Source organism: Streptomyces sp. NPDC058307 (assembly GCF_042880295.1).
Lineage (GTDB): Bacteria > Actinomycetota > Actinomycetes > Streptomycetales > Streptomycetaceae > Streptomyces.
This window is the reverse complement of the sequence record NZ_JBHVYZ010000010.1, coordinates 29,272-51,636: the sequence shown is the minus strand read 5'-3', so window position 1 is coordinate 51,636 and position 22,365 is coordinate 29,272. Positions and strand designations below refer to the sequence as shown.

At 71.0% G+C, this 22,365-nt stretch carries 16 protein-coding genes and 5 pseudogenes; 14 read left to right on the top strand and 7 right to left on the bottom strand.

Features of this window, described 5'->3' with window-relative positions; all coding sequences use genetic code 11:
* Window positions 1-101: 101 nt before the first annotated feature.
* Window positions 102-1,160 carry an acyl-CoA desaturase gene (locus ACFVYN_RS10125; RefSeq protein WP_389995243.1) on the bottom strand — a complete coding sequence of 353 codons (1,059 nt, stop codon included), beginning with the start codon at window positions 1,158-1,160 and terminating at the stop codon, window positions 102-104.
* Between the two features lie 229 nt (window positions 1,161-1,389).
* On the opposite strand from ACFVYN_RS10125, the gene ACFVYN_RS10120 reads away from it, so the two are divergent.
* Together ACFVYN_RS10120 and ACFVYN_RS10115 are read left to right on the top strand one after the other, a co-directional pair.
* Window positions 1,390-4,245 carry an SNF2-related protein gene (locus ACFVYN_RS10120; RefSeq protein ID WP_389995473.1) on the top strand — a complete coding sequence of 952 codons (2,856 nt, stop codon included), beginning with the start codon at window positions 1,390-1,392 and terminating at the stop codon, window positions 4,243-4,245.
* A complete protein-coding gene (locus ACFVYN_RS10115; RefSeq protein WP_389995241.1) occupies window positions 4,242-5,510 on the top strand; it encodes an SWF or SNF family helicase in 1,269 nt (422 codons plus the stop codon). The genes ACFVYN_RS10120 and ACFVYN_RS10115 overlap by 4 nt, the downstream gene beginning before the upstream one ends.
* A gap of 69 nt (window positions 5,511-5,579) precedes the next feature.
* Here the strand turns inward: ACFVYN_RS10115 and ACFVYN_RS10110 are convergent, their stop codons facing one another.
* Window positions 5,580-6,041: a hypothetical protein gene (locus ACFVYN_RS10110; RefSeq protein WP_389995237.1), complete on the bottom strand. Its 462-nt coding sequence runs from the start codon at window positions 6,039-6,041 to the stop codon at window positions 5,580-5,582.
* A gap of 253 nt (window positions 6,042-6,294) precedes the next feature.
* Entirely contained in the window at window positions 6,295-7,461 is a 1,167-nt protein-coding gene (gene xylA / locus ACFVYN_RS10105; protein ID WP_389995235.1) for a xylose isomerase, read from the bottom strand.
* A gap of 145 nt (window positions 7,462-7,606) precedes the next feature.
* Between xylA and xylB the strand changes: the two genes are divergently transcribed.
* The 8 genes and pseudogenes from xylB to ACFVYN_RS10065 all read left to right on the top strand — a co-directional run bounded on the left by xylB (window position 7,607) and on the right by ACFVYN_RS10065 (window position 16,719).
* Window positions 7,607-9,052 carry a xylulokinase gene (xylB, locus tag ACFVYN_RS10100; protein WP_389995232.1) on the top strand — a complete coding sequence of 482 codons (1,446 nt, stop codon included), beginning with the start codon at window positions 7,607-7,609 and terminating at the stop codon, window positions 9,050-9,052.
* Window positions 9,053-9,059: 7 nt separating this feature from the next.
* A complete protein-coding gene (locus ACFVYN_RS10095; protein ID WP_389995228.1) occupies window positions 9,060-10,268 on the top strand; it encodes an ROK family protein in 1,209 nt (402 codons plus the stop codon).
* Between the two features lie 125 nt (window positions 10,269-10,393).
* Complete coding sequence (locus ACFVYN_RS10090; RefSeq protein WP_389995225.1) at window positions 10,394-10,576, top strand: hypothetical protein; 183 nt, start codon at window positions 10,394-10,396, stop codon at window positions 10,574-10,576.
* A gap of 2 nt (window positions 10,577-10,578) precedes the next feature.
* Window positions 10,579-11,178, top strand: a complete 600-nt coding sequence (locus ACFVYN_RS10085) for an N-acetylmuramoyl-L-alanine amidase (protein WP_389995222.1) — start codon at window positions 10,579-10,581, stop codon at window positions 11,176-11,178.
* 103 nt (window positions 11,179-11,281) lie between these two features.
* Window positions 11,282-12,616 (top strand): annotated as a pseudogene (locus ACFVYN_RS10080) (GAF domain-containing protein).
* Between the two features lie 15 nt (window positions 12,617-12,631).
* Window positions 12,632-14,063, top strand: a pseudogene (locus ACFVYN_RS10075) (aldehyde dehydrogenase family protein); the annotation flags it as partial.
* A 481-nt stretch (window positions 14,064-14,544) separates the two neighbouring features.
* Window positions 14,545-15,351 (top strand): SGNH/GDSL hydrolase family protein, encoded by an 807-nt coding sequence (locus ACFVYN_RS10070; RefSeq protein ID WP_389995219.1) that lies wholly within the window; start codon window positions 14,545-14,547, stop codon window positions 15,349-15,351.
* 69 nt (window positions 15,352-15,420) lie between these two features.
* Window positions 15,421-16,719, top strand: a complete 1,299-nt coding sequence (locus ACFVYN_RS10065) for a DUF3533 domain-containing protein (protein ID WP_389995216.1) — start codon at window positions 15,421-15,423, stop codon at window positions 16,717-16,719.
* An 84-nt stretch (window positions 16,720-16,803) separates the two neighbouring features.
* Here the strand turns inward: ACFVYN_RS10065 and ACFVYN_RS10060 are convergent, their stop codons facing one another.
* Window positions 16,804-17,379: a PadR family transcriptional regulator gene (locus ACFVYN_RS10060; RefSeq protein WP_389995213.1), complete on the bottom strand. Its 576-nt coding sequence runs from the start codon at window positions 17,377-17,379 to the stop codon at window positions 16,804-16,806.
* A gap of 126 nt (window positions 17,380-17,505) precedes the next feature.
* Here ACFVYN_RS10060 and ACFVYN_RS10055 point away from each other — a divergent pair, with 126 nt between their 5' ends.
* Both ACFVYN_RS10055 and ACFVYN_RS10050 read left to right on the top strand, forming a co-directional pair.
* Window positions 17,506-17,898 carry a nuclear transport factor 2 family protein gene (locus ACFVYN_RS10055; protein ID WP_057616073.1) on the top strand — a complete coding sequence of 131 codons (393 nt, stop codon included), beginning with the start codon at window positions 17,506-17,508 and terminating at the stop codon, window positions 17,896-17,898.
* A 23-nt stretch (window positions 17,899-17,921) separates the two neighbouring features.
* A complete protein-coding gene (locus ACFVYN_RS10050) occupies window positions 17,922-18,155 on the top strand; it encodes a hypothetical protein (RefSeq protein WP_389995493.1) in 234 nt (77 codons plus the stop codon).
* Window positions 18,156-18,281: 126 nt separating this feature from the next.
* Here ACFVYN_RS10050 and ACFVYN_RS10045 read toward each other — a convergent pair.
* From ACFVYN_RS10045 to ACFVYN_RS10035, 3 genes and pseudogenes are all read right to left on the bottom strand, one after another.
* Window positions 18,282-18,767: pseudogene (locus tag ACFVYN_RS10045) on the bottom strand (transposase); the annotation flags it as partial.
* A gap of 568 nt (window positions 18,768-19,335) precedes the next feature.
* Window positions 19,336-21,015: a CocE/NonD family hydrolase gene (locus ACFVYN_RS10040; RefSeq protein WP_389995210.1), complete on the bottom strand. Its 1,680-nt coding sequence runs from the start codon at window positions 21,013-21,015 to the stop codon at window positions 19,336-19,338.
* 103 nt (window positions 21,016-21,118) lie between these two features.
* Window positions 21,119-21,550 (bottom strand): annotated as a pseudogene (locus tag ACFVYN_RS10035) (alpha/beta fold hydrolase); the annotation flags it as partial.
* Window positions 21,551-21,589: 39 nt separating this feature from the next.
* Between ACFVYN_RS10035 and ACFVYN_RS10030 the strand changes: the two are divergent.
* Window positions 21,590-21,808 (top strand): annotated as a pseudogene (locus ACFVYN_RS10030) (helix-turn-helix transcriptional regulator); the annotation flags it as partial.
* Window positions 21,809-21,863: 55 nt separating this feature from the next.
* Window positions 21,864-22,232 (top strand): AraC family transcriptional regulator ligand-binding domain-containing protein, encoded by a 369-nt coding sequence (locus ACFVYN_RS10025; RefSeq protein WP_389995207.1) that lies wholly within the window; start codon window positions 21,864-21,866, stop codon window positions 22,230-22,232.
* The last annotated feature ends 133 nt before the right edge of the window (window positions 22,233-22,365 follow it).

Genomic DNA, 22,365 nt, shown 5'->3' with positions numbered 1-22,365 from the left:
CTCTCTGTCCAGAAGAACGGGTCCGCGCTTCCTGCAGTTCCGCACCGCGACCCTGAGACATCCCTGAGACCTCGCCCCGAGACGCCCCGGATGTTCGCCTTCTAGCGCTCCGTCCGCAACGGCTCGCCCACCTCGTGCATGTGGCCCAGGGCCTGTCGGTAGGAGTCGACGAGCCCGGTCTCCGTGTAAGGGATACCCAGATCCGCGCAGTGGGCGCGCACCAGCGGCTGCGCGAGGCGCAGATGCGGCCGGGGCATGCTGGGAAAGAGGTGGTGCTCGATCTGGTAGTTGAGACCGCCGAGGAACCAGTCGGTGACGGGGCCGCCGCGGATGTTGCGGGAGGTGAGTACCTGGCGGCGCAGGTGCCCCCACGGCTCCCCGTCCGGGTCCGGCATCTCCATGCCCTTGTGGTTGGGGGCGAAGGCCATCCCGAGGTGCAGGCCGAACAGCGCCTGGTGGATCGCCGCGAAGGCGAGCGCCTTTCCGGGGGACATGACGGTCAGCAGCAGCGTGGCGTAGGCGGCGAGGTGGCTCACCAGGAGAGCGCCTTCGACGGCACGCTCCCCCGGCTCCTGTCGGCGCAGGTCGCGGAAGCCCTGGATCTTCAGGGCGATGCCTTCGAGGAGCGTGAGCGGGAAGAACAGCCAGGCCTGGTGGCGGGTGAGCCAACGCCTGAAGCCGGTGCGTACCGTCGCCTGTTCACCGGTGAAGACCAGGATGTCGGCGGCGACGTCGGGGTCCTTGCCGATGTGGTTGGGGTTGGCGTGGTGGCGGTTGTGTTTGTGGTTCCACCACGAGTAGCTCATCCCGAGCAGCAGGTTGCCGTGGATCAGACCGATGAGGCGGCCGGTCGCCTTGTCGCCGGTGATCTGCGCGTGGCCCGCGTCGTGCCCTATGAAGGCGGTGCGAGCGCAGAACACGGCAAGGAGGGGGGCCAGCAGCAGGGTTCGCCAGGAGTCGCCGGACAGGGCGACGGCCGTGATGAGGCCGGCGAGGGCGAGCGCGTTGACGGCGACGGTCCGGGCGTACCAGTCGTGGCGGCGGTCCAGGAGGCGCTGGCCCTTCACCGCGCGCAAGAGGGGCGCGAACTCGCTAGTGCCGGGCAGGGAGCCGGACGTACCGCGCGGGTGAGGTGCGACGGTTGTGGCGCTCTGGGGCATGTCCGACTCCGGCTCTCTCAGGAAACGCGCTGACCTGAGGAAACGTACGAGGCGGTGGCCTGTCGAGACCATGCGGCAACCCCCCGTGTACGGACGGGGGTCAGCACCGGGGACCCAGGGGGTGACAACACCACCGCGCGAAGGTGATGCAGGGCACCGCCCTGAAGGCCTGAGAGGTGATGTACCCTCGACCACCCCGACAACGTAGTCAAGTTTGAGGAGTCCCGCGATCTCTGTCCAGAGGTTTCCCGCGGCATCACCGTCCGAGATCTCCGAACTGGCCTCCTGCAGCGCCGTGTTCGTGCCCGGCGACCCGGCTCGCACCGGCACTGTGGCCTTTTGGCAGCCCGACGGCGCTCCTCCTCCCGCTGTCGTGGCGGGGACGGTCGAGGACCTGGCACTGGTGAGGCCCGGCGAGGGCGGTGTGGAGCTGGTGAACCTGCCCGCGGTGCTGCTCCCGGTCCGTGCCGCCCTGCCGGTCCTCACGCGTGCGCGTGCCTCCGCGCACGCGCACAGGGCGACCGTCTTCTGGGGGGCCGCGGGCGTCCTGGCCCTGCAGTGCGTGGCACAGGGGCTGCTGTTGCCCGGCCTGTCCCCCACCGATCACGACGCCTGGCGCGTGGGTCCGCTGGACGCCGCGGACATCGAGCGGGTCCGCCGGCTCGCCGCGGCGATGCCCCCCGAGGCGTACGCCGTACCGCTGAGCACCGCCGAGCCGCTGCGGTTGCCCGATCCCGAACAGCTGCTGCGCGCCTTCCTGGACGCGGTCGCCGACGCTCTGCCCCGCTCCCCCGCGGCGTCCCTCGTGACGGGCGGACCCGCATACGCCGCCCAGGAACCGCAGCACGTGCCCGAGCAGCGTGCGTGGGCGGCGGGTGTCGCCGCGGGCCACGACGCGGGCGTACGTGTCTCGTTGCGGATCGAGGTGCGCGGCCTGGCCGGTGATGGCGGCCTGGCCGGTGATGAGGCGCCCGCCTTCCGGGCCGTGCTCCAGGTGCACAGCGTGAGTGATCCGACGATCGTGGCGGACGCGGCCGACGTGTGGGGCGAGGGCACCGCCTTCGGTACCCACGCGCGCATGGACGGTCTGCTCGCGCTCCGCAGGGCCGCACGCGCGTGGCCCGCGCTCACCCCGCTGCTCTCGGCGGCCGTCCCGGACGCGGTCGAACTCACCGACGAGGAGATCACGGAGCTGCTGGGAGCCGGAGCGCGAGCTCTCGCCGACCTGGGCGTCGTGGTGCACTGGCCGAAGGACATGGCCAGAAAACTCACCACGCGCGCGATGGTCGGTCCGCCGGACGGCCACGACCGGGTGCCGTCGGACACTCCGTCGGTCCTGTCCGCCGACGCCCTGCTCACGTTCGACTGGTGGTTCGCGCTGGGCGACCAGCAGCTTACGCGCGAGGAGCTGGACCGGCTCGCCGAGGCCAACCGTCCGGTGGTCCGGCTGCGTGACCAGTGGGTGCTGGTCGACCCTCAGGAGGTGCGCCGGGCCCGTGCCCGGCAGGACCACAAGGTGACGCCCGTCGACGCCCTGAGGGCGGCTCTGACGGGCTCCGCCGAGGTCGACGGCCGCAGGGTCGACGTACAGCCCACCGGGTGGCTGGCGGCCCTGCGGGACCGGCTTGCCGACCCGGAGGCCCAGGAGCCGGTCCCGCAACCCGCCGCACTTGCGGCGACTCTCAGGGACTACCAGCGCCGGGGCCTGAACTGGCTGGCCCGGATGACGTCCTCGGGCCTCGGCTGCTGTCTGGCCGACGACATGGGACTCGGCAAGACGATCACCCTGATCGCGCTGCATCTGCACCGGCAGACCGACGCGGCGACCGCCGGTCCCACCCTCGTGGTGTGTCCGACGTCCCTGATGGGCAACTGGCAGCGCGAGATCGAGAGGTTCGCACCGGGTACGCCCGTGCGCCGCTTCCACGGTCCACGGCGTGAGCTCGACCGCCTGGCGGACGGGGAGTTCGTGCTCACCACGTACGGCACGATGCGCCTGGACGCGCCCCGGCTCGCCGAAACCGCGTGGGGGATGGTCGTGGCGGACGAGGCGCAGCACGTGAAGAACCCGTATGCGGCGACCGCCCGGGCGCTGCGCTCGATCGGGACACACGCACGCGTGGCGCTCACCGGAACCCCGGTCGAGAACAACCTGTCGGAGCTGTGGGCGATCCTCGACTGGACGACCCCAGGTCTGCTGGGCCGGCTCGGCACGTTCCGCGCGCGGTACGCGCAGGCCGTCGAGAGCGGCCAGGACCCGGCCGCCGCAGAGCGTCTCGCCCGGCTGGTGCGCCCCTTCCTGCTGAGGCGCCGCAAGTCGGATCCGGGAATCGCCCCGGAGCTGCCGCCGAAGACAGAGACCGACCGCGCCGTGTCGCTCACCCCGGAACAGACCGGCCTGTACGAGGCCGTGGTGCGCGAGACCCTGGCGAAGATCTCCGGGGCGGACAGCATGGCGCGGCGCGGGCTGATCGTGAAGCTGCTGACCGGGCTGAAGCAGATCTGCAACCACCCGGCGCAGTTCCTCAAGGAGGAGGAGCCGGCGATCGCCGGTCGTTCCGGCAAGCTGGAGCTGCTGGACGAGCTCCTCGACACCATCGTCGCCGAAAAAGCGAGCGTCCTGGTGTTCACGCAGTACGTGCGCATGGCCCGTCTCATCGAGCGGCATCTCGCGGCGCGTGGCCTGCCGTCGCAGTTCCTGCACGGCGGGACGCCGGTCGCCCGGCGTGAGACGTTGGTGCGCCGGTTCCAGGACGGCGAAGTGCCCGTGTTCCTGCTGTCGTTGAAGGCGGCGGGCACCGGTCTGAACCTCACCCGGGCCGAACACGTCGTGCACTACGACCGCTGGTGGAACCCGGCCGTCGAGGCACAGGCCACCGACCGCGCTTACCGCATCGGCCAGACACGCCCCGTGCAGGTGCACCGTCTGATCGCCGAGGGGACGATCGAGGACCGCATCGCCGACATGCTGCGCCGCAAGCGGGAGTTGGCCGACGCGGTGCTCGGCGCCGGCGAGGCGGCACTCACCGAGCTGACGGACGCCGAACTGGCCGATCTGGTGGAACTGCGAGGGGGCGCTCGATGACCGGACACGAGGGTGACACGGAGCGCACGTTCGCGGCGCTGCCGCCCACGCACGGGCGGGGCTTCGCGCAGACGTGGTGGGGCATGGCCTGGCTGCGGGCCCTGGAGGACGCCGCACTTGACTCGGGCCAGCTGAAGAGGGGCCGCAGCCTCGCACGCGCGGGCGCGGTGGGCGCGGTGTCGGTACGTCCCGGGCGCATCACGGCCGTCGTTCAGGACCGTGACCGCACCACGCACCGCGCCGACGTCCTGCTGGCCGAACTGCCGGCCGAACAGTGGGACCGCCTCCTCGACATGGCCGTCGAGCGGGCCGGGCATGTCGCGGCGCTGCTGGACCGCGAGATGCCGCCGCATCTGGTGGAGGACGCGGCGTCCGCGGGCATCGAACTCCTGCCAGGGCTGGGCGATCTGGAACCGGAGTGCGACTGCGACGCCTGGGACCACTGCGGGCACACGGCTGCCCTCTGCTATCAGGTGGCCCGGCTGCTGGACCAGGACCCGTTCGTGCTGCTGCTGATGCGCGGTCGCGGCGAACATGCCCTTCTGGAAGACCTCCAGGCCCGCAGCGCCGCGCCCGCGGAGGAAGCTCCCGAAGCGGAGGGGGTGGATGCCGCCGAGGCCTATGCGACCGGCGCCATCCTGCCGCCCCTTCCCACGTTCGGGGAGCTGCCCGAGGAGCCCGGCCTGCCACCCTCGCTGGACGCCGAGGCCCCACCGGGACCGGGAGTCGACCCGGTCGCCGTCCGCCACCTGGCCGCCCGGACCGCCGTAGAAGCACGTCGGCTGCTGGCGGAGGCTCTTCGGACACCGTCCGATCGTCCCGCCCCGCTCCCTGAATTGACGGTCGCCCAGGACGCGGTACGCCTTGCCGTCGCCGCATCCGACCAGGCACTCACGGAACGGCTCGCCACTGGATCGGGCCGCGATCCGGGGTCGCTGGCAAACGCCACGCGCGCGTGGGAGCTCGGTGGTGCGGACGCGCTGTCCGTCCTGGAGGAGGAGTGGGAGCCCTCGGGCGGCACACTCGCACGCGCGCGTGTCGCTCTGGACTCGGCCTGGGACGAGGACGAACGACCGCCACTACGGGCAGAGGGAAACCGCTGGACGACCGTCAACGCGTCGGTGCAGCTGCGCCTGGGGCGGGACGGGCGGTGGTGGCCGTACCGGCAGGAACGGGACCGCTGGATACTCGCGGGCCCGGCGGCCCTGGATCCGGCGACGGCTCTGGCCTCGGCGGAACTCGCCTCAGCAGAACCCCAGGGGTAGTTCGGCCAGGCCTCGCAGAAGCGTGCCGTTGCGCCGGATCCGGGAGGCCGCGGCAGCTGCAGGGCCGCATCACCCGATCAGGGACGGCAGCAGCGACTCCAGGTCGCTGGGGAACTCGCTGGGGATGTCGCTCGGGAACTGCGACGGGAGTTCGCTGGGCAGCTCGCTGGGGAGCTGCGTCGGCAGGCTGAACGACGGCTTGGGAGATCGGCTCGTGCTGGTTGCCGGCGCCGGGTTCTTGTCCGGCGAGTCGTCTCTGTCCGACGCCATGAGGACCACGGCGGCCACCGCGACGGCGGCCAGGATCACGACGAGGAGGGCGAGCAGCGGGCTGCGGCGCTTTCGCGGGCTACTTGGGCCGCTCGGCCCGGGGCCGCCGACCGAACCCATCGGCTGGGTCGACGGCATACCGCCGTACGGGTTCGGTCCGTTGGGTCCGAAGTCGTCAGGAGGTGGTCCGAAGCCACCGCCCGGAGGCGGGGTGTCACCCGGCGGTCCGGGCGGCTGGGGCGGTACCGGCGGCATGGCCATGCCGTCCAGAGTCGCCTCGAACCGGTCATGACGCGACCCCCGCGCGGACGTTGATACGGCCTCATGCCGTGGATCGCACGATTCCGGCACACTCCGCGCGAAGGTCCCGGCACGTGCGAAGGTCCCGGCACGCGCGAGAAACCCCGGCAGGTGCGAGGGCTGGGACCGCCGCGACGATCGCGGCAAGTCCGCACGCGCGCGTGCCGTCGGCGGAGGCCACTCACGGCCGACGGCACACGCGCGTGGGCTTCGTTCAGCCGCGCGCACCCAGGAGGTGGTCCATGGCGAGCTGGTCCAGCTGCTCGAAGGCCATGCCGCGTGCGGCGGCCGCCTCCACGTCGAAGTCCTCGAAGGCACTGCGGTCCGCGAGCAGCGACTTCAGGCCGTCCGCCGCCGTCTGCTGCGCCAGCTCGTCCAGGCGCGAGGCCCGCAGCGCCTCCTGGACCTGCGGGTCGGCACGGAAGGCGGCGGCGCGCTCCTTGAGGATGAGGTAGTTGCGCATGCAGCCCGCGGCCGACGCCCACACACCGTCGAGGTCCTCGGTCCGCGGCGGCTTGAAGTCGAAGTGCTTGGGACCGGCGTAGCCGGCGCTCTCCAGGAGGTCGACGAGCCAGAAGGCGGCACGCAGGTCGCCGGCGCCGAAGCGCAGGTCCTGGTCGTACTTGATGCCGGACTGGCCGTTGAGGTCGATGTGGAAGAGCTTGCCCGCCCACAGAGCCTGCGCGATGCCGTGCGGGAAGTTCAGCCCGGCCATCTGCTCGTGGCCGACCTCGGGGTTCACGCCGTACAGTTCGGGACGCTCCAGGCGCTCGATGAACGCGAGCGCGTGGCCGACGGTGGGCAGGAGGATGTCGCCGCGCGGCTCGTTCGGCTTGGGCTCGATCGCGAACTTCAGGTCGTAGCCCTGCTCGGTGACGTACTCGCCCAGGAGGTCGAAAGCCTCCTTCATGCGGTCGAGAGCGACGCGCACGTCCTTGGCGCCACCGGACTCGGCGCCCTCACGGCCGCCCCAGGCGACGTAGGTCTCGGCGCCCAGCTCGACCGCCAGGTCGATGTTGCGGATCGTCTTGCGCAGCGCGTAACGGCGCACGTCGCGGTCGTTCGCGGTGAACGCGCCGTCCTTGAAGACGGGGTGCGTGAAGAGGTTGGTGGTCGCCATCGGCACCTTCATGCCGGTCGCGTCCAGGGCCTCGCGGAAGCGCTTGATGTGGCCCTCGCGCTCACTGTCCGAGGACCCGAAGGGGATCAGGTCGTCGTCGTGGAAGGTCACGCCGTGGGCGCCGAGCTCGGCCAGGCGCCGCACCGTCTCGACCGGGTCGAGGGCACGGCGGGTGGCGTCGCCGAACGGGTCCCTTCCCTGCCAGCCGACGGTCCACAGGCCGAAGGTGAACCTGTCCTCGGGGGTGGGCTGGTAGTTCATGACGCGGCTCCTTGCTGCTCCGGACTATTTCGTCATGGCGGTTTACAAATTAGTATGCACACACGTCTCCGGGAAGAGACAAGGCGTCTGCGGTGGAGAGACCTGCCGCATCGAGATCATGAGCCGCGCAAAAAGGGAGAGCCCGATGTCAGCAGCCGAGGGTCCGCTCGTCGTCGGCGTGGACACGTCCACCCAGTCCACCAAGGCGCTGGTGGTCGACGCGGCCACCGGCCAGGTCGTCGCGCGCGGCCAGGCACCGCACACCGTGTCCTCCGGGGCCGGCCGGGAGAGCGACCCGCGCCAGTGGTGGGACGCGCTGTCCGAGGCCCTGCGCCAGTGCGGGGACGCCGCGCGCGAGGCCGCCGCGGTGTCGATCGGCGGCCAGCAGCACGGCCTGGTCACACTTGACGCACAGGGCGAGCCGGTGCGCCCGGCCCTGCTGTGGAACGACGTCCGCTCGGCGCCGCAGGCCAGGCGTCTCATCGAGGAACTGGGCGGCCCGAAGGCCTGGGCGGAACGCACCGGCAGCGTGCCTGGCGCCTCCTTCACGGTGACGAAGTGGGCCTGGCTCGCCGAGCACGAGCCGGAGGCCTTGCGCGCCACGAAGGCGGTCCGCCTGCCCCACGACTACCTCACCGAGCGGCTCACCGGGGAGGGCACCACCGACCGCGGCGACGCCTCCGGCACCGGCTGGTGGGCGTCCGCGACGGAGTCGTACGACGACGAGATCCTCGCGCGCGTGGGGCTCGACTCCGCTCTGCTCCCTCGCGTGGTCCGGCCCGGCGAGGTGGCCGGCACCGTACGCGACGGCCATGACCTGCCGTTCTCCAAGGGCACCCTGGTCGCCCCCGGCACCGGCGACAACGCGGCCGCCGCGCTGGGCCTCGGGCTGCGCCCCGGGACGCCGGTGATGAGCCTGGGCACTTCCGGCACGGTGTACGCCGTCTCGAAGCACCGCCCCACCGACCCGACCGGCACGGTGGCGGGCTTCGCCGACGCCCACGGCGACTGGCTGCCCCTGGCCTGCACCCTGAACTGCACCCTCGCCGTCGACCGCATCGCGACGCTGCTGGGCCTCGACCGCGAGGCCGTGGAGCCCGTCTCGGGGGTCACCCTGCTGCCCTACCTGGACGGCGAGCGCACCCCGAACCTGCCGAACGCCTCCGGCCTGCTGCACGGCTTGCGCCACGACACCACCGGGGGCCAGCTCCTCCAGGCGGCCTACGACGGTGCCGTGCAGGCGCTGCTCGGGGCGCTGGACCTGGTGCTCGACGAGGACGCGGACCGTTCGACGCCGCTGCTGCTGATCGGCGGCGGCGCGCAGGGCACCGCGTGGCAGCAGACCGTACGCCGGCTCTCGGGACGGCCTGTCCAGGTGCCCGAGGCCAAGGAACTGGTCGCTCTCGGCGCCGCCGCGCAGGCCGCGGGACTGCTGACCGGCGAGGACCCGGGTGCGGTCGCCCGGCGCTGGAACACGGCCGCCGGTCCGGTGCTGGAGGCCGTGGAGCGGGACGACACGACGCTGGCCAGGATCGCCGAGGTACTCTCCGACGCGGCGCCGCTGCTGGAGCGGGGGACCTCTGAGGGGTGAGGGAGGCATGACCGCACCGCTGCGTGACGCCCACCCGGCGAGGCCCGGGCGCGGTCTGCCCGACACCCAGCAGGGCATGCGCCGCCGCAACCTGGCCCGTGTGATGCACACCGTGCGTGCCGAGGGACCGCTGTCGCGCGCCGCGGTGGCCTCACGTATCGGCCTGACGCGGGCCGCGGTCTCGACCCTCGTCGACGAACTCATACGCTCGGGGCTCCTGGAGGAGCTCGGCCCCGAGCGTCCCGGCCGGGTCGGCAGACCGGGTTCCGCACTCGCCGTCAGCGGTCGCGGACCTGCCGGGATAGGTGCCGAGGTCGGTGTGGACCACCTAGCCGTCTGCGCGGTGGATCTGCGCGGACAGGTTCGCTCGCGGCTGGTGCGGTACGGCGCGAACCGGGGCCGCTCCCCCGAACCGGTGCTCGCCGAACTCGCCTCGCTGGTGCGCCGGGTGGTGGCGGAGGCTGAGGGCGAGGGCCTGTGGCCCGCCGGTCTCGCGGTGGCGGTGCCCGGTCTGGTCGCACGGGACGCCCGCACCGTCGTGCGCGCCCCGAACCTCGACTGGCACGACACGGACCTGGGCCCGCTGCTGCCCGAGGACCTCCCGCTGACCGTGGGCAACGAGGCCAACTTCGGCGCTCTGGCCGAACTCTGGCTCGGCGACGGCACTCCCCATGACTTCCTGCACGTCTCGGCGGAGATCGGCATCGGCGCGGCACTGGTCGTGGACGGGCAACTGCTGCGCGGCACCCGCGGTTTCGCGGGCGAGCTGGGCCATGTCCCGGTCCACCCGGACGGACCCCGGTGCCCGTGCGGCGGGCGCGGCTGCCTGGAGCAGTACGCCGGCGAGGAGGCGGTGCTGCGGGCGGCCGGTCTGGAGCCGGGCGAGGACCGCGTCGGACTGCTCGGCCGGCACGCGGCGGACGGCGACGAGGCCGTACGGGGCGCCCTGCGTGAGGCCGGGCAGGCGCTCGGCATCGCGCTGACCGGGGCGGTCAATCTGCTGGACCCCGAAGCCGTGGTGCTCGGCGGTGCGCTGGCCGGGCTCGCACCCTGGCTGCTGCCCTCCCTGCAAGACGAGCTGGCGCGGCGGACGGCCGGTCCGGCCTGCCCGGTGTCCGTGTCCGGCCTGGGTTCGCAGGGGCCTCTGCTGGGGGCCGCGCACTCGGTGGTGCGAGCCGTACTGGACGACCCGGTGGTCGTGGGCGAACGGGCCTGAGCGCCCGTCAACTCACCCGTCCGGGTGACCGGGTTATCCACATTCCCGAGGTCGTCCACCGGAACACCGAGCGCCCTCCTGCGCAACCGGCAGCCGCCGTACCGTGATTCACGCAAGGCACGCAGTTGCCCTGGACGATCGGTCTTGGCCAGGCCCTGTTCGTCCGCGACACCAACCACATCCGCACGGCGAAGATCCGCGAGGAAGGGCTGCCGGCGCGCGAGACTCACCGCGGAGTGCACGACCGGCTCCATGAGATCGCGGTGACCGTCGCGCGGATGAACACCGCTGAGACGAAAGGCAGTTGACCATGGAACGCGCCAGACCGCTGCTCGACCGACGGCGGCTGCTGAAGGGGGCCGTCCTGGCCGCCGTACCGTACGCACTGCTTCCCGAGGTGCGAGCCGGGGCCGCCCCGCAGCCCGTCGACCACCCGCTCGCCGAGTGGCAGCCGGCCACGCCGTCCAACTTCACCGAGTCGGACCGCCCCTGGTCCTACGAGGTGGACCGGGTGATCGTCCACGTCACCCAGACCTCCTACACCGACGCCCTGGGCATCTTCCGCGATCCGGCGAAGGAGGTGTCCGCCCACTACGTCGTGCGCTCGGCCGACGGTCATGTCGCGCAATGCGTGCGGGAGGCGGACGTGGCCTGGCACGCCGGGAACTGGGACTACAACACCCGCAGCATCGGCATCGAGCACGAGGGATGGGTGGACCAGCCCGCCTACTTCACCGAGGCCCTCTACCAGGAGTCCGCGAAGCTGACGGCGGGGATCTGCGAGAGATACGGCATGCCCAGGGACCGCACGCACATCATCGGGCACTACGAGGTGCCGGGCTCGGATCACACCGACCCTGGGCCGTACTGGGACTGGGAGCGCTATCTGAGCATGGTCGAAGCCGTGTGAGTCGCGCATCGTTCGGGTGGCGTCGGTCGGAGAGGTCGTCTGCGCGTGTACCGAGAGTGACGATGTCGATGTCCCCGGTCGCATCGCCTTCCGGGAGGCCGAGTTGAGCTGTCCATGGGTGGCCCTGGAGCTGGGGGCCGATCCTGCCGAGCGCGTCCGGCTGCTGCGGCGTGCGCACGAGACGTTCACCGAGGCGGGCACCGTGCAGCGGCCGGTGCGCCCGGTGGTGGCCGACTCGTGGCGGCGTTCCGCGTGGGCCGGTGTGGGGCCCGACGGAACGGCGAACGTCGAACTCAGCGACGGTGACCTCGGTTCGTACCGGGCGAGCATCCGCTGGCACGGGTCATGCCGCTGTTCCGTGAGCTGATGGGGACCTTCGCCTCCGACGGGGAGCATCTGCTCGCCGTGTGCGACGAGCACGGCAGGCTGCTGTGGGTCGACGGCCGTGCGAGGACCCGTCGGCAGGCGGAGTGGATGAACTTCGTGCCGGGTGCGCGGTGGGCGGAGACCGCTGTCGGGACGAACGCCCCGGGTACGGCGGTCGGGGTGGACGGCCGGTGCAGGCCTTCGCGGCCGGCGGAGCACTTCATCCGCCGGGTGCAGCTGTGGACCTGCGCGGCGGCGCCGGTGCACGATCCGCGGACCGGGCGGGTGCTGGGGGCCGTGGACGTCACCGGCGGGGACGGGCTCGCGCATCCGCACAGCCTGGGCTTCGTCCAGGCGGTCGCGCGGGCCGCCGAGTCCCAGCTGGCGCTGTTCCTCCCGCAGCAGCCGGCCACCGGCAGAGCCGAGCTGAGCGCACTGGGCCGGGGCGAGGCGCTGGTGGTCGGCGGCGGCCGCAGGGGCAGGCTCAGCCGCAGGCACAGCGAGATCCTGGTGCTGCTCTCCCGGCACCCGGAGGGTCTGACCGGGGATGAACGGTTGTGCGCGCCGTACGAGGACGAGTCCGTGACGCCGGTGACGCTGCGGGCTGAACTGGCCCGGCGGCGCAGGGTTCTCGGACCGGGGCTGCTGGCGTCCCGGCCGTACCGGCCTGCCGTGCCAGCCGGCCGTGCCGGTCGAGTCGGATGTGTTGATCGTCGAGCGACGGCTGGAGAGCGGGGCGGTCGCGGCGGCGGCGAAGGGGCACGCCGGTCCGCTGCTGCCGGCGTCACAGGCTCCGGCCGTGGTGCGGCTCAGGCGCCGGGTCGCGGACGCGCTGCGGACGGCGTTGGTCGCCCGCCGGGATCCCGACCTGCTGGCGGACTGGGCACACGCGCCGTGGGGCGAGGACGACCTCGAGGTGTGGCGGGCGCTCGCCGCCGTACGGCCCACGGCGAGCGTCCGGGCCCGGCTGGCCGCGCTGGAGTCGGAGCTGGCCGCGCCGACGGCAACGTGGTTGCAACGTCCGCGCTCCTGGCCTCACGCGCAGAGCTGCCCAACGGCGGGCAGCTACTGAAGGAGGCTGGCCACCATGACCCGCTACGCGGCACCCGGCACCGAGGGCCCGATCGTCTCCCACCAGGCACGCTACGACCGCTTCATCGCGCGGGGCACCGCGGAGGACGTGGAGCGGGCGCTGGACGCAGCGCACGCCGCCGCCCCGGGCTGGGGCCGGACCTCGGTGACCGAGCGGTCCGCCGTCCTGCTGAAGATCGCCGACCGCATGGAGGCGAACCTCGAAAGGCTGGCGGTCGCGGAGAGCTGGGAGAACGGCAAGCCGGTGCGCGAGACGCTGGCGGCCGACGTCCCCCTGGCCATCGACCACTCCGGTACTTCGCGGGGGTGATCCGCGCGCAGGAGGGTTCGCTCGGGGAGCTCGACGACGACACGGTGGTGTACCACCTCCATGAGCCGCTCGGTGTCGTCGCGCAGATCATCCCGTGGAACTCCCCCATCCTGATGGCGGTGTGGAAGCTGGCCCCGGCCCTCGCGGCGGGCAACGCGGTCGTCATCAAGCCCGCCGAGCAGACCCCGGCCTCCTTCCACTACTGGATGAGCCTGGTCCCGGACCTGCTGCCGCCGGGCGTGGTGAACATCGTCAACGGCTTCGGGGTGGAGGCGGGCAAGCCGCTCGCGTCCAGTGCGTGGGTGGCCAAGGTCGCGTTCACCGGCGAGACCACAACAGAACGGCGGATCATGCAGTACGCCTCCGAGAACATCAAGCCGGTCACCCTCGAACTCGGCGGCAAGTCGCCGAACATCTTCTTCGACGACGTCTGGGCGCGGGACGACGACTTCCGTGACAAGGCGCTCGAAGGGTTCACAATGTTCGCCCTCAACCAGGGCGAGGTCTGCACCTGTCCGTCCCGGGCACTGATCCAGCGCGGCACCTACGCCGAGTTCCTCGAGGCCGCCGTCGCCCGCACCGAGCTCATCAAGTCGGGCCCTTCCCTTGACACCGACACGATAATCGGTGCCCAGGCGTCCAACGACCAGCTGGAGAAGATCCTCTCCTACCTGGACGTCGGTCGGCAGGAGGGCGCGAAGTCCTCACCGGCGGCGAACGCATCGAGTACGACGGTGAGTTGAAGGGCGGTTATTACGTCCAGCCGACGATCTTCGAGGGCGACAACCATATGCGGGTCTTCCAGGAGGAGATCTTCGGCCCCGTCGTCTCGGTGACGTCCTTCGACGACTTCGACGACGCCCTGAAGATCGCCAACGACACGCTGTACGGGCTCGGGGCGGGCGTGTGGACCCGGGACATGAACACGGCGTACCGGGCAGGGCGGGCGATCCAGGCGGGCCGCGTCTGGACCAACTGCTACCACGCCCACCCGGCCGCGTTCGGCGGGTACAAGCAGTCGGGGATCGGGCGGGAGACGCACAAGATGATGCTGGAGCACTACCAGCAGACGAAGAACGTTCTGGTGTCGTATTCACCGAGGAGGCTGGGCTTCTTCCAGAGGCACGAGAAAAGGCGCCTGACCTGGCCTTTTGTTCGTCAGGCGCCTTCGACCCGTCCGGGGGCAGACCCGACTTACGCCATAACGGCCTGGCAGTAGGCGTTGTCGCCCGGGCCGTGGACGCCACCGTTGAAGGTGACCCGGTACGGGCGGTTCGGCGCGAAACGGCGGGCGATGGTAAAGCCGACCGCGTCCTCGTTGTGCATGCCGTTGAAGACCCAGGCGCGAGGGTGCCGGCGCTGACCGTGGTCCGCGCTCAGGCCTGAAGAGGGAACGGGCGGTGAGGTCGGCGCGGGACCGAGGCAGTGGCCTGCGGCGATGGATCGCACTCGACGGCTTCTGCTGCATGAGCGGCGTCACTTTGCAGGAAGGTGGCCCGCAGCTATCGTTATACTCAACAATATGAGTAGGTGCATAGTTGTTTAGTGCTGGCCGTGTGCCACTTCTTCAGCAGCGTTGACGAGAGGCGGTCGGTCCTGTGTCGAGCAGTGGGTACCTGCGCTATGTCGCCTTGGGCGACAGTCATACCGAGGGACTCGGAGACGGCGACGACGTCCGTGGTCTTCGGGGCTGGGCGGACAGGCTCGCCGAGCAGGTCGCCCGCGACAGCCCCGGACTGCGTTATGCCAACCTCGCGGTGCGTGGCCGTAAGGCCGGTCAGGTGCGTGCCGAACAGCTCGCCCCGGCGCTCGCGATGCGGCCCGACCTCGCCACCGTGGTGGCCGGGGTCAACGACGTGCTGCGTCCGAGCTGTGACCTCGACGAGGTGGCCGGCCACGTCGAGGCGATGTTCGCCGCCCTCACCGCGCAGGGCGCCACCGTCGCGACCCTCATGTTTCCCGACGTCGGGCGCATCACGCCGTTGGCCCGCCCGATCGGCCACCGTGTTCTCGCGCTCAACGCACGCGTCCGGGAGGCCGCCGGCCGCCACGGTGTGGTGGTGGCGGAGACCGCCGCACACGCGGCGGCGACCGATCCGCGGTTGTGGAGCACCGACCGGCTGCACGCGGGCCCGCTGGGGCACGCGCGCATCGCGGCTGCCGTGGCCCAGGCGCTCGGTCTGCCGGACAGCGACGACACATGGACCCGTCCTCTTCCGGCCGAGAGGACAGGTATCTCCGGCTGGAGGACCGTAGGGGCCGAACTGCGCTGGGCCGGCACCTTCCTCGGCCCCTGGGTCGGCCGCCGCCTGCGGGGCCGCTCCTCCGGCGACGGCCGCCACGCCAAGCGGCCGGCCCTGTCCCCGGTGGTCGCGTCCACCGGGGACACCTCCTCGGCCGTATGAGGCTCCGCCCGCGACGACGCCGGCGGCCCCTTCTGCTGCACTTCTCCCTTCCTCGTACCGGAGCTGGAAATGAGTAATGCCCACCCCTTCCGCGTCCTGCGCGCGAAGCGTCTGTGGACCGTCAACGGCGTCATCGTGGGCTTCGTGGCCCTGCTGTTCACGGTGTTCTACGTCGGCGCCAACATCGACCCTGCCGGCCACCTGCACAAGCTGCCCGTCGGTCTGGTCAGCGCCGATGAGGGGTCGAAGGTCGGTGGCAAACAGACCGACCTCGGTGCGCAGATCACCCAGTCGATCAAGAAGTCGACAAAGGGCGGAGACAGGATCGACTGGAAGGTGATGGACGAGCAGGAGATGAAGGAGGAACTGGGCAAGGGCAAGCTGTTCGGCGCGCTCGTCGTGCCCCGCGACTTCACCGCCACCGTCGCCGCCCTCACCGGCGCCGGGGTGGCCGGCAAGCCCGTCCGTCCGACCCTCACCGTGCTGACCAACCAGTCCGCCGGCAGCGTGGGGTCGAGCATGGCGCGGCAGGCCACGACGACGGCCGCGCAGTCGGCCTCCGCGCAGGTGGGTGAACAGCTGACCGCTCAGGCCAAGGCCGCGCGGGCCGAACTGCCCGCTGCCGCGCGCCTGCTGCTGGCCGACCCGGCCGCGGTGCAGATCGAGGACGGACATCCGCTCGATTCGCACAGCGGCCTCGGTCTGAGCGCCTTCTACTACTCGCTCGTCCTCGTCGTCTGCGGCATGCTCGCCGCCAACGTCATCAGCGGCCAGGTGGACCACGCCCTCGGCTACACCCACAACGACATGGGCCCGCTACGGATCCACAACCCGCTGCTGCGCGCGACTCGCGTCCAGACCCTGGCCATCAGCAGCACGCTCATGATCGGTCTGTCCCTGCTCATGGGCAGCCTGGCCCTGGCCGGTGCGGTGGGCATCATGGGCATGGACGCCTCTCACCTGCCCCTGCTGTGGCTCTTCTCCGTGTGCACGATCGCGGTCGTCGGCATCGGCGGGCTCGGACTGCTCGCCGTGTTCGGCACGCCGGGAATGCTGTTCATCACGATCTTCTACATCGCCATGGCGGTACCGACGTCCGGCGCCACGGTCCCCCTCCAGGCCCTCCCCGGCTTCTACCGCGCCCTGGGCGAGTTCGAGCCCCTGCGCCAGATCACCGGCGCCGTCCGCTCCATCCTCTACTACGACGCCCAGGCCGACGCGGGTCTGACCCGGGGCTGGGTGATGCTGGGCGTGGGACTCGCGGTCGCCGGCCTCTTCGGCTTCGGCGTGACCCGGTTCTACGACCGCAAGGGGCTGCATCGCATTCCCGCCGACGAGGAACCGCAGCCGGTCCTCGCCCGGGCGTAGTCCGAGCACCGGTGAGGGGCGTGGCGGGCACGACCGCCCCACCCCTCACTTTGCTGACTGATCGTGCAGGTGGGATCGCCGCGGTCAGCCGTCGGCCCGCGGTACGGCTGTGCGCTGTTCGATCCTGCGCAACGCCATGTCCCCCCACTGGAGGTTCTCCCGCTCGAACGACATCCCGCGCAGCAGGGTGAGATACGGGCCGATGCGCTCGGCCTCGGTGAAGTACGCCTCCTCCGAACGCCCGTCGAGCAGACGCTGGCGGAGCCTCTCGTAGTGGGCCAGCTTGGCGGTGGCCCACTCCATGCGCTCCGCGATGGCAGTCCGGACCGCTTCCATGTCACCCACGTCCACGCACTGCACCTTGACAAGCAACTCGTCCCGGACCACCGCCGGTTTACCCAAGGGCTCGGCGGTGTAGGCGTGGACGGCCTTCCGCCCGGCCTCCGTCAAGGAGAACAGCCGCTTGTTGGGGCGGCGCTCCTGCTCGACGACGTGGGCCGTGACGAGCCCTTCGGCCTCCATGCGATCCAGCTCCCGGTAGAGCTGCTGAGGCGTCGACATCCAGAAGTTGGCCACCGTCGCATCGAACGCCTTCGCGAGGTCGTACCCGGACGCCTCGCCCTTCAACAGTGCGGCCATCACCGCGTTCCGCAAAGCCATGAATGTACGCTAACAGATTAATCAACAACGCGACTAAATAGTCACCACTCCCCTTATAGACAAGTCCTAACGGGCCCTCTATTCTCTACCGCACCTATTCAAATTCTTGAGTATCGAGGTGGGCTCATGCATCCCTTCCGCAAGGCCGTCGAGAGCCGCGACCTGGACGCCGTGGCCGCTCTGCTGGCCGACGACGTCGTCTTCACCAGCCCCGTCACCTTCAAGCCGTACCCGGGCAAGGCGATCACCGCGGCGATCCTGCGCGGCGTGCTCCGGGTCTTCGAGGACTTCACCTACGTCCGTGAGATCGCCAATCCCGACGGCCGCGATCACGCCTTCGTCTTCACCGCCACTGTCGCCGGCAAGCAGCTCCAGGGATGCGACTTCCTGCACTTCGACGACGACGGGAAGATCGACGAGTTCACGGTGATGGTGCGCCCGCTCTCCGCCGCCCAGGCGCTCGGCGAGGCCATGGGCGCCCAGTTCGAGCAGATCGCCCGAGAGGCCGCCGAACAGTAACCACGACGACGGACTTCGACGCGGTGGTGATCGGCGCGGGGCAACGCCGGACCGACCGCCGCCACCCTCCAACGCTGGGACCGGACGCCCTCCTGGCGGAGCGCCACAACGTCCCCGGGGGCTGCGCCACCTCCTTTCGGCGAGGCCGCTTCGAGTTCGAGACGGCGCTGCACCAGCTGTCCGGAGTCGGCCTGGAAGTCCAGCCGTACGTGCTGCGCGGGCTGTTCGAGAAGCTGGGCGTCGCTGACTCGCTGTAGTTCGTCCAGGAGCACGACCTGTATCTCGCCGTGGGACCCGGTCGACACGATGTGACTCTGCCCGCCGACCGGGCCGGCGCCGCGGACGCCGTGGAGGACGCCTTCCCCGGCAACCGCGCCCGCGTCGAGTGCTTTCTTCACGCTCGCCAGGGACGTGTCGGAGCCGTCACGGCACACGATCTCGACGCCCGGATGCTCGCGCCCGCGCAACCAGGCTTCCAGCGTGTCGGTGGTGCGGGCGGGCAGCACGTCGATCCGCTCATAGGTCTCGGCGTCGATCACCACGGTGGCATAGCGGTGCGGCCTGCGCAGAGCGAAGTCGTCGACGCCGATCACGCGGGGCGTCCGCCCGGTGGGCAACGGGATGCGCAGCAGGGCGCGCAGGGCCGTGTGGCGAGCAGGACGGCCGCGAGTATCTCCGGCCAACGAGATCCCGCGCCCGCCCGCCAACTCCTTCACCACAGCCTTGACTTACCTGGTCAGACGCGCCGTGCGTCGCTGGTCACGCCCAAAGACTCCGGGCATCCGCTTGCGGAAGGGCGGCCGGCAGCCGCGCGTGGAACACACCAAGCGCCGCACCCGCACACGGACGTCGAGGACGGCTGCCCGTCCGCCGCCTCTACTCGAGGGCGTTGCGCCGCTCGAGGCGGTTGAGCAGCAGCCACCGGACGGTGCCGCGTTGCTCGAGGAGCAGAGGTTCCATGCCGGTCGACGTGGCGCCGAGGCGGCGGGTTCGGTTCGGTGCTCCGGCGGTTGCGCAGCAGGTAGCGCTGGGTCTTGTCGCTGGAGGTCTTGGGCAGGGCGCCGATGACGCCGATGAAGTGAATCGTGGGCGGCGTAGCGGGCCTTGACCACCAGCTGGAGTTCGGTGGCCAACTCTGGCATCAGGGCGAGCAGGCGGGCCACTCGTGCACCCTTGGCCCAGGACCTCGGTGCCGTACTCGACCGGATGGCCGCCCCCTCCGGATCCGGCCGCGTCATCGCAGGCCGGTCGAGCGGAACCTTCCTCGGTCTGCTGACCGAGGATTCTTCACCGCGGCGTTTGCCGAGGGGCAGGCGCCCGTGGGAGGTCATCGCCTCCGCCGCAGGATGCCTGCCGCTCTTCGACCGAGCCGACATGGCTACGTCGGCGCCCTTGCCCACCGGAGCAACGGATCGGCGGGCTCCCCCTCGCTCCCGGTCACGCTGGAACCGGGACCACGGGCAGGACGATGCGGGAGGGGCGTGCGGGGTCGTGGAAGACCTGCTGCCGCGCCACTCGGGCCGTGGTCGCGCTGTCCTCGGGTTCGCCGGTGTTGAGGTTGCGGTCCCAGCGGGGGAAGTTGCTGGAGGTGACCTGGACCCGTATGCGGTGTCCCGCCCTGAACACGATGCTCGTCGACCACAGGTCCACGACGTGCTCTGCCGCCTCGCCCGGCGTCGCCGTGCGCACCCGCACGATGCCGTCGGTCACGTTGCGGGAGACACCGTTCTCGTCGACGTCGCACAGCCGTGCCACCCAGTCGGTCGAGGGGCCGTCCGTGGCGGCGAAGAGCACCGCCCGGACCCGGCCGGTCACCTCGGTGTCCTCGGTGAGCGGGTCGGTGGTGAAGACCAGGACGTCCTGGCGCACCTCCACGGCGGACTGATCGAGGGGACCGGGGCGGAACTCCTCGGACAGCAGGAGCGCGCCGCCGGTGGTGGGCACCGGATCCAGGGGGTCGTAGGTGAACTCCTCGGGCTGCTCGGCGGTGGACGGCGGCTCAGGGGTCAGGCGTCCGTCGGCGCGCAGATGGAAGTCGGTGTCCACGGCCCGCGACAGGGGCCATTCCGTCTCCTCGCGCCACTGGTTGATGCCCATGACGAACAGCAGCACCTTGCCGGTGTCCGGCTCCAGAGCCTCCCCGTCGCCGATCGTGCGCTGGTACCAGTCGAGTTGCAGGTCGTGCAGGCGTCCGCGCATGCCCATGAACTGGGAGTTCGCGGCGAACCCGAAGTTGACGTCGCCGATCACGTGCTGCTGGTTGGCGTGGCTCCACGGGCCCATGACCAGCGTGCCGGACCGGCCGGCGCCGCGCATGGCGGTGAAGTTGTCGAGCGTGCCCTGGCTGAAGATGTCGTACCAGCCGCCGACCTGGAAGGTGGGCAGGTCGACCTCGTCGTGCCGGTCCGTCACCCGGCAGGACCTCGCCCATTCGGGCTCCCGCCGTGACCGCTCGTAACCCAGCTCGGGCAGGTCGTGCCGGGCGAACGCGGGGAACCGCCCGGCCGGCAGCTCTCCGTAACCGCCGCCCGCCAGGCCGTCGAGATCCTGTACGAGGCCGGTGATGCCGCCCACGAGAGCGGCGGGGTCGGTGCTGTGCCGGCGCATCAGCGCGTCGGCGCCCATCATGAGAGTCCAGGGCGCTGTGATGCCGAGTTCGATCGCGCCGCCGCGCGTCCACAGTCCGTCGTCCGGATCGGACCACGTGACCATCGGCGCGATCGCCTTCAGCTCCGGTGGCTTGGACAGCGCGGCCATCCACTGGGTGTTGCCGAAATAGCTGCCGCCGATCATGCCGACGGAGCCGCTCGCGCCGGGCAGGGCGGCTGCCCACCGCACGGTGTCGTAGCCGTCGCTCTCCTCGTACGTCCACGGCTCCCACTGCCCCTCGGAGGCGAACCGGCCACGGGTGTCCTGGATGACCACCATGAAGCCGCGCCTGGCCGCCGCGAGGGGATCGAGGACGATGCCCGCCAGAGGCGTCTGCTTGCCGTACGGCAGCCGGCTCAGCAGGACCGGCCACGGCCCGGTACCCCCGGGCCGGTAGACATCCGCGCGCAGCACCGTGCCGTCACGCATCTGAGCCGGGACATCGAACTCGATCTGCATCTCCGCCATGTGCTGCTCCTTTGCGTGCCACGACGCTGTCACGCGCCATGGTCCGGCCCGTCCCCCCGTGCGCACTACACCCGAACGGGGGTGACCATGGCACGCTCGGCGGTCACGCCGGCAGGGTCAGCAGGTCGGCCAGCGCGTCGGGCCGTACCAGGGCGATGAAGTGGCCGGCCTCCGCGGCCTGCGTGAAGTCGGCCGCCGCCAGCAGCTTCTTGTTGGCCTCCCGGCCCGAGACGCGGGACCAGTCCTTCTCGCCGTAGACAAAGTGGACGGAAGCCTTGACCTCGGGGTAGCGCGAGCGGGCCGCGATGAGGCTGGGCAGAGCCTGGTACACGCCTCGTGCGACGGCCGGGTAGCCAGGGCGGCGGCCCACCTGGAGGAGTTCGTCCACGTAGTCCTCGCGCAGCGCGCTCTTGTCGACCAGCCCGCCCTGGAGGATCTTCTGGAAGACGGCCCTGGGCTCCACCCCGGCGACCACCGGGCCCACGCCCGGTACGAGGATGCCACTGACCAGCATGCGGGCGAGGAGGCTGGAGCGGGGGCCGACAACACCGCACCCGGAGGTACCTCGTGACCACTGACACCCACTCCTCGCCGGCCCGACCTCGCTGCCGCCCACAGCGTTTCTCCGAGGACGGTCCACCGGGCCTTCGCGTCGACCGGGGACACCGTCGGGACGGTCATCCGCATGCACCGCCTGGCAGCGGCCAGAGCCGACCTGGTGAACACGAACCTCTCCATTGCCGCGATCGCGCACCGGTGGGGTTTCTGCGATGCCAGCCACTTCGGACGGGAGTTCCGTCGAGAGTTGACAAGGATTTGTCCTTGCGTGACACCGATCTTCCTGTCCGGTGCTCTGCCCTGCAGGGGTTGTCCGCGCTCGTCACCGAGATCGGCGGCTCGGGCCCCGAACTCCTCGCGGCTATGGCTTCGACGAGGGGAGGATCGCCGAGGGCAACTCGTTCGCCAGTCTCCGACTGGTCGAGCGCGTTCTCGAGGAAACGGCCGGCCGATTCGCGCTTCCGGACCTCGGGTTGAGGATGGCGGCGCAACAGGATCTGCATGTGCTGGGACCGCTGGCGATCGCCATGGAGAACTCACGCACGATCGGCGAGGCCGTCGAGTGCGCGAGCCGGTACCTGTTCGTCTACAGCCCGGCTCTCTCACTCGAGGAAACCGACGATCCGCTGGGAAGTCCCGGTGTGGTCGGCCTTCGCTAGGCGACCATGGGCATCAACGCATCACCACAGGCGATCGACTACGGCATCGGGATCGTCCACCAGTCCTGACACTCATCCACGGCGACGCACCCTACGGGCTTCGTTCGGTCCTGCTTCCACACGCTCGCCTGGC

Bases quoted from the DNA above. Each gene is read 5' to 3' on its own strand.
- ACFVYN_RS10125 (WP_389995243.1), bottom strand. From the start codon at position 1,160: ATGCCCCAGAGCGCCACAACCGTCGCACCTCACCCGCGCGGTACGTCC.
- ACFVYN_RS10115 (WP_389995241.1), top strand. From the start codon at position 4,242: ATGACCGGACACGAGGGTGACACGGAGCGCACGTTCGCGGCGCTGCCG.
- ACFVYN_RS10110 (WP_389995237.1), bottom strand. From the start codon at position 6,041: ATGGCCATGCCGCCGGTACCGCCCCAGCCGCCCGGACCGCCGGGTGAC.
- xylA (WP_389995235.1), bottom strand. From the start codon at position 7,461: ATGAACTACCAGCCCACCCCCGAGGACAGGTTCACCTTCGGCCTGTGG.
- xylB (WP_389995232.1), top strand. From the start codon at position 7,607: ATGTCAGCAGCCGAGGGTCCGCTCGTCGTCGGCGTGGACACGTCCACC.
- ACFVYN_RS10095 (WP_389995228.1), top strand. From the start codon at position 9,060: ATGACCGCACCGCTGCGTGACGCCCACCCGGCGAGGCCCGGGCGCGGT.
- ACFVYN_RS10085 (WP_389995222.1), top strand. From the start codon at position 10,579: ATGGAACGCGCCAGACCGCTGCTCGACCGACGGCGGCTGCTGAAGGGG.
- ACFVYN_RS10065 (WP_389995216.1), top strand. From the start codon at position 15,421: ATGAGTAATGCCCACCCCTTCCGCGTCCTGCGCGCGAAGCGTCTGTGG.
- ACFVYN_RS10060 (WP_389995213.1), bottom strand. From the start codon at position 17,379: ATGGCTTTGCGGAACGCGGTGATGGCCGCACTGTTGAAGGGCGAGGCG.
- ACFVYN_RS10055 (WP_057616073.1), top strand. From the start codon at position 17,506: ATGCATCCCTTCCGCAAGGCCGTCGAGAGCCGCGACCTGGACGCCGTG.
- ACFVYN_RS10040 (WP_389995210.1), bottom strand. From the start codon at position 21,015: ATGGCGGAGATGCAGATCGAGTTCGATGTCCCGGCTCAGATGCGTGAC.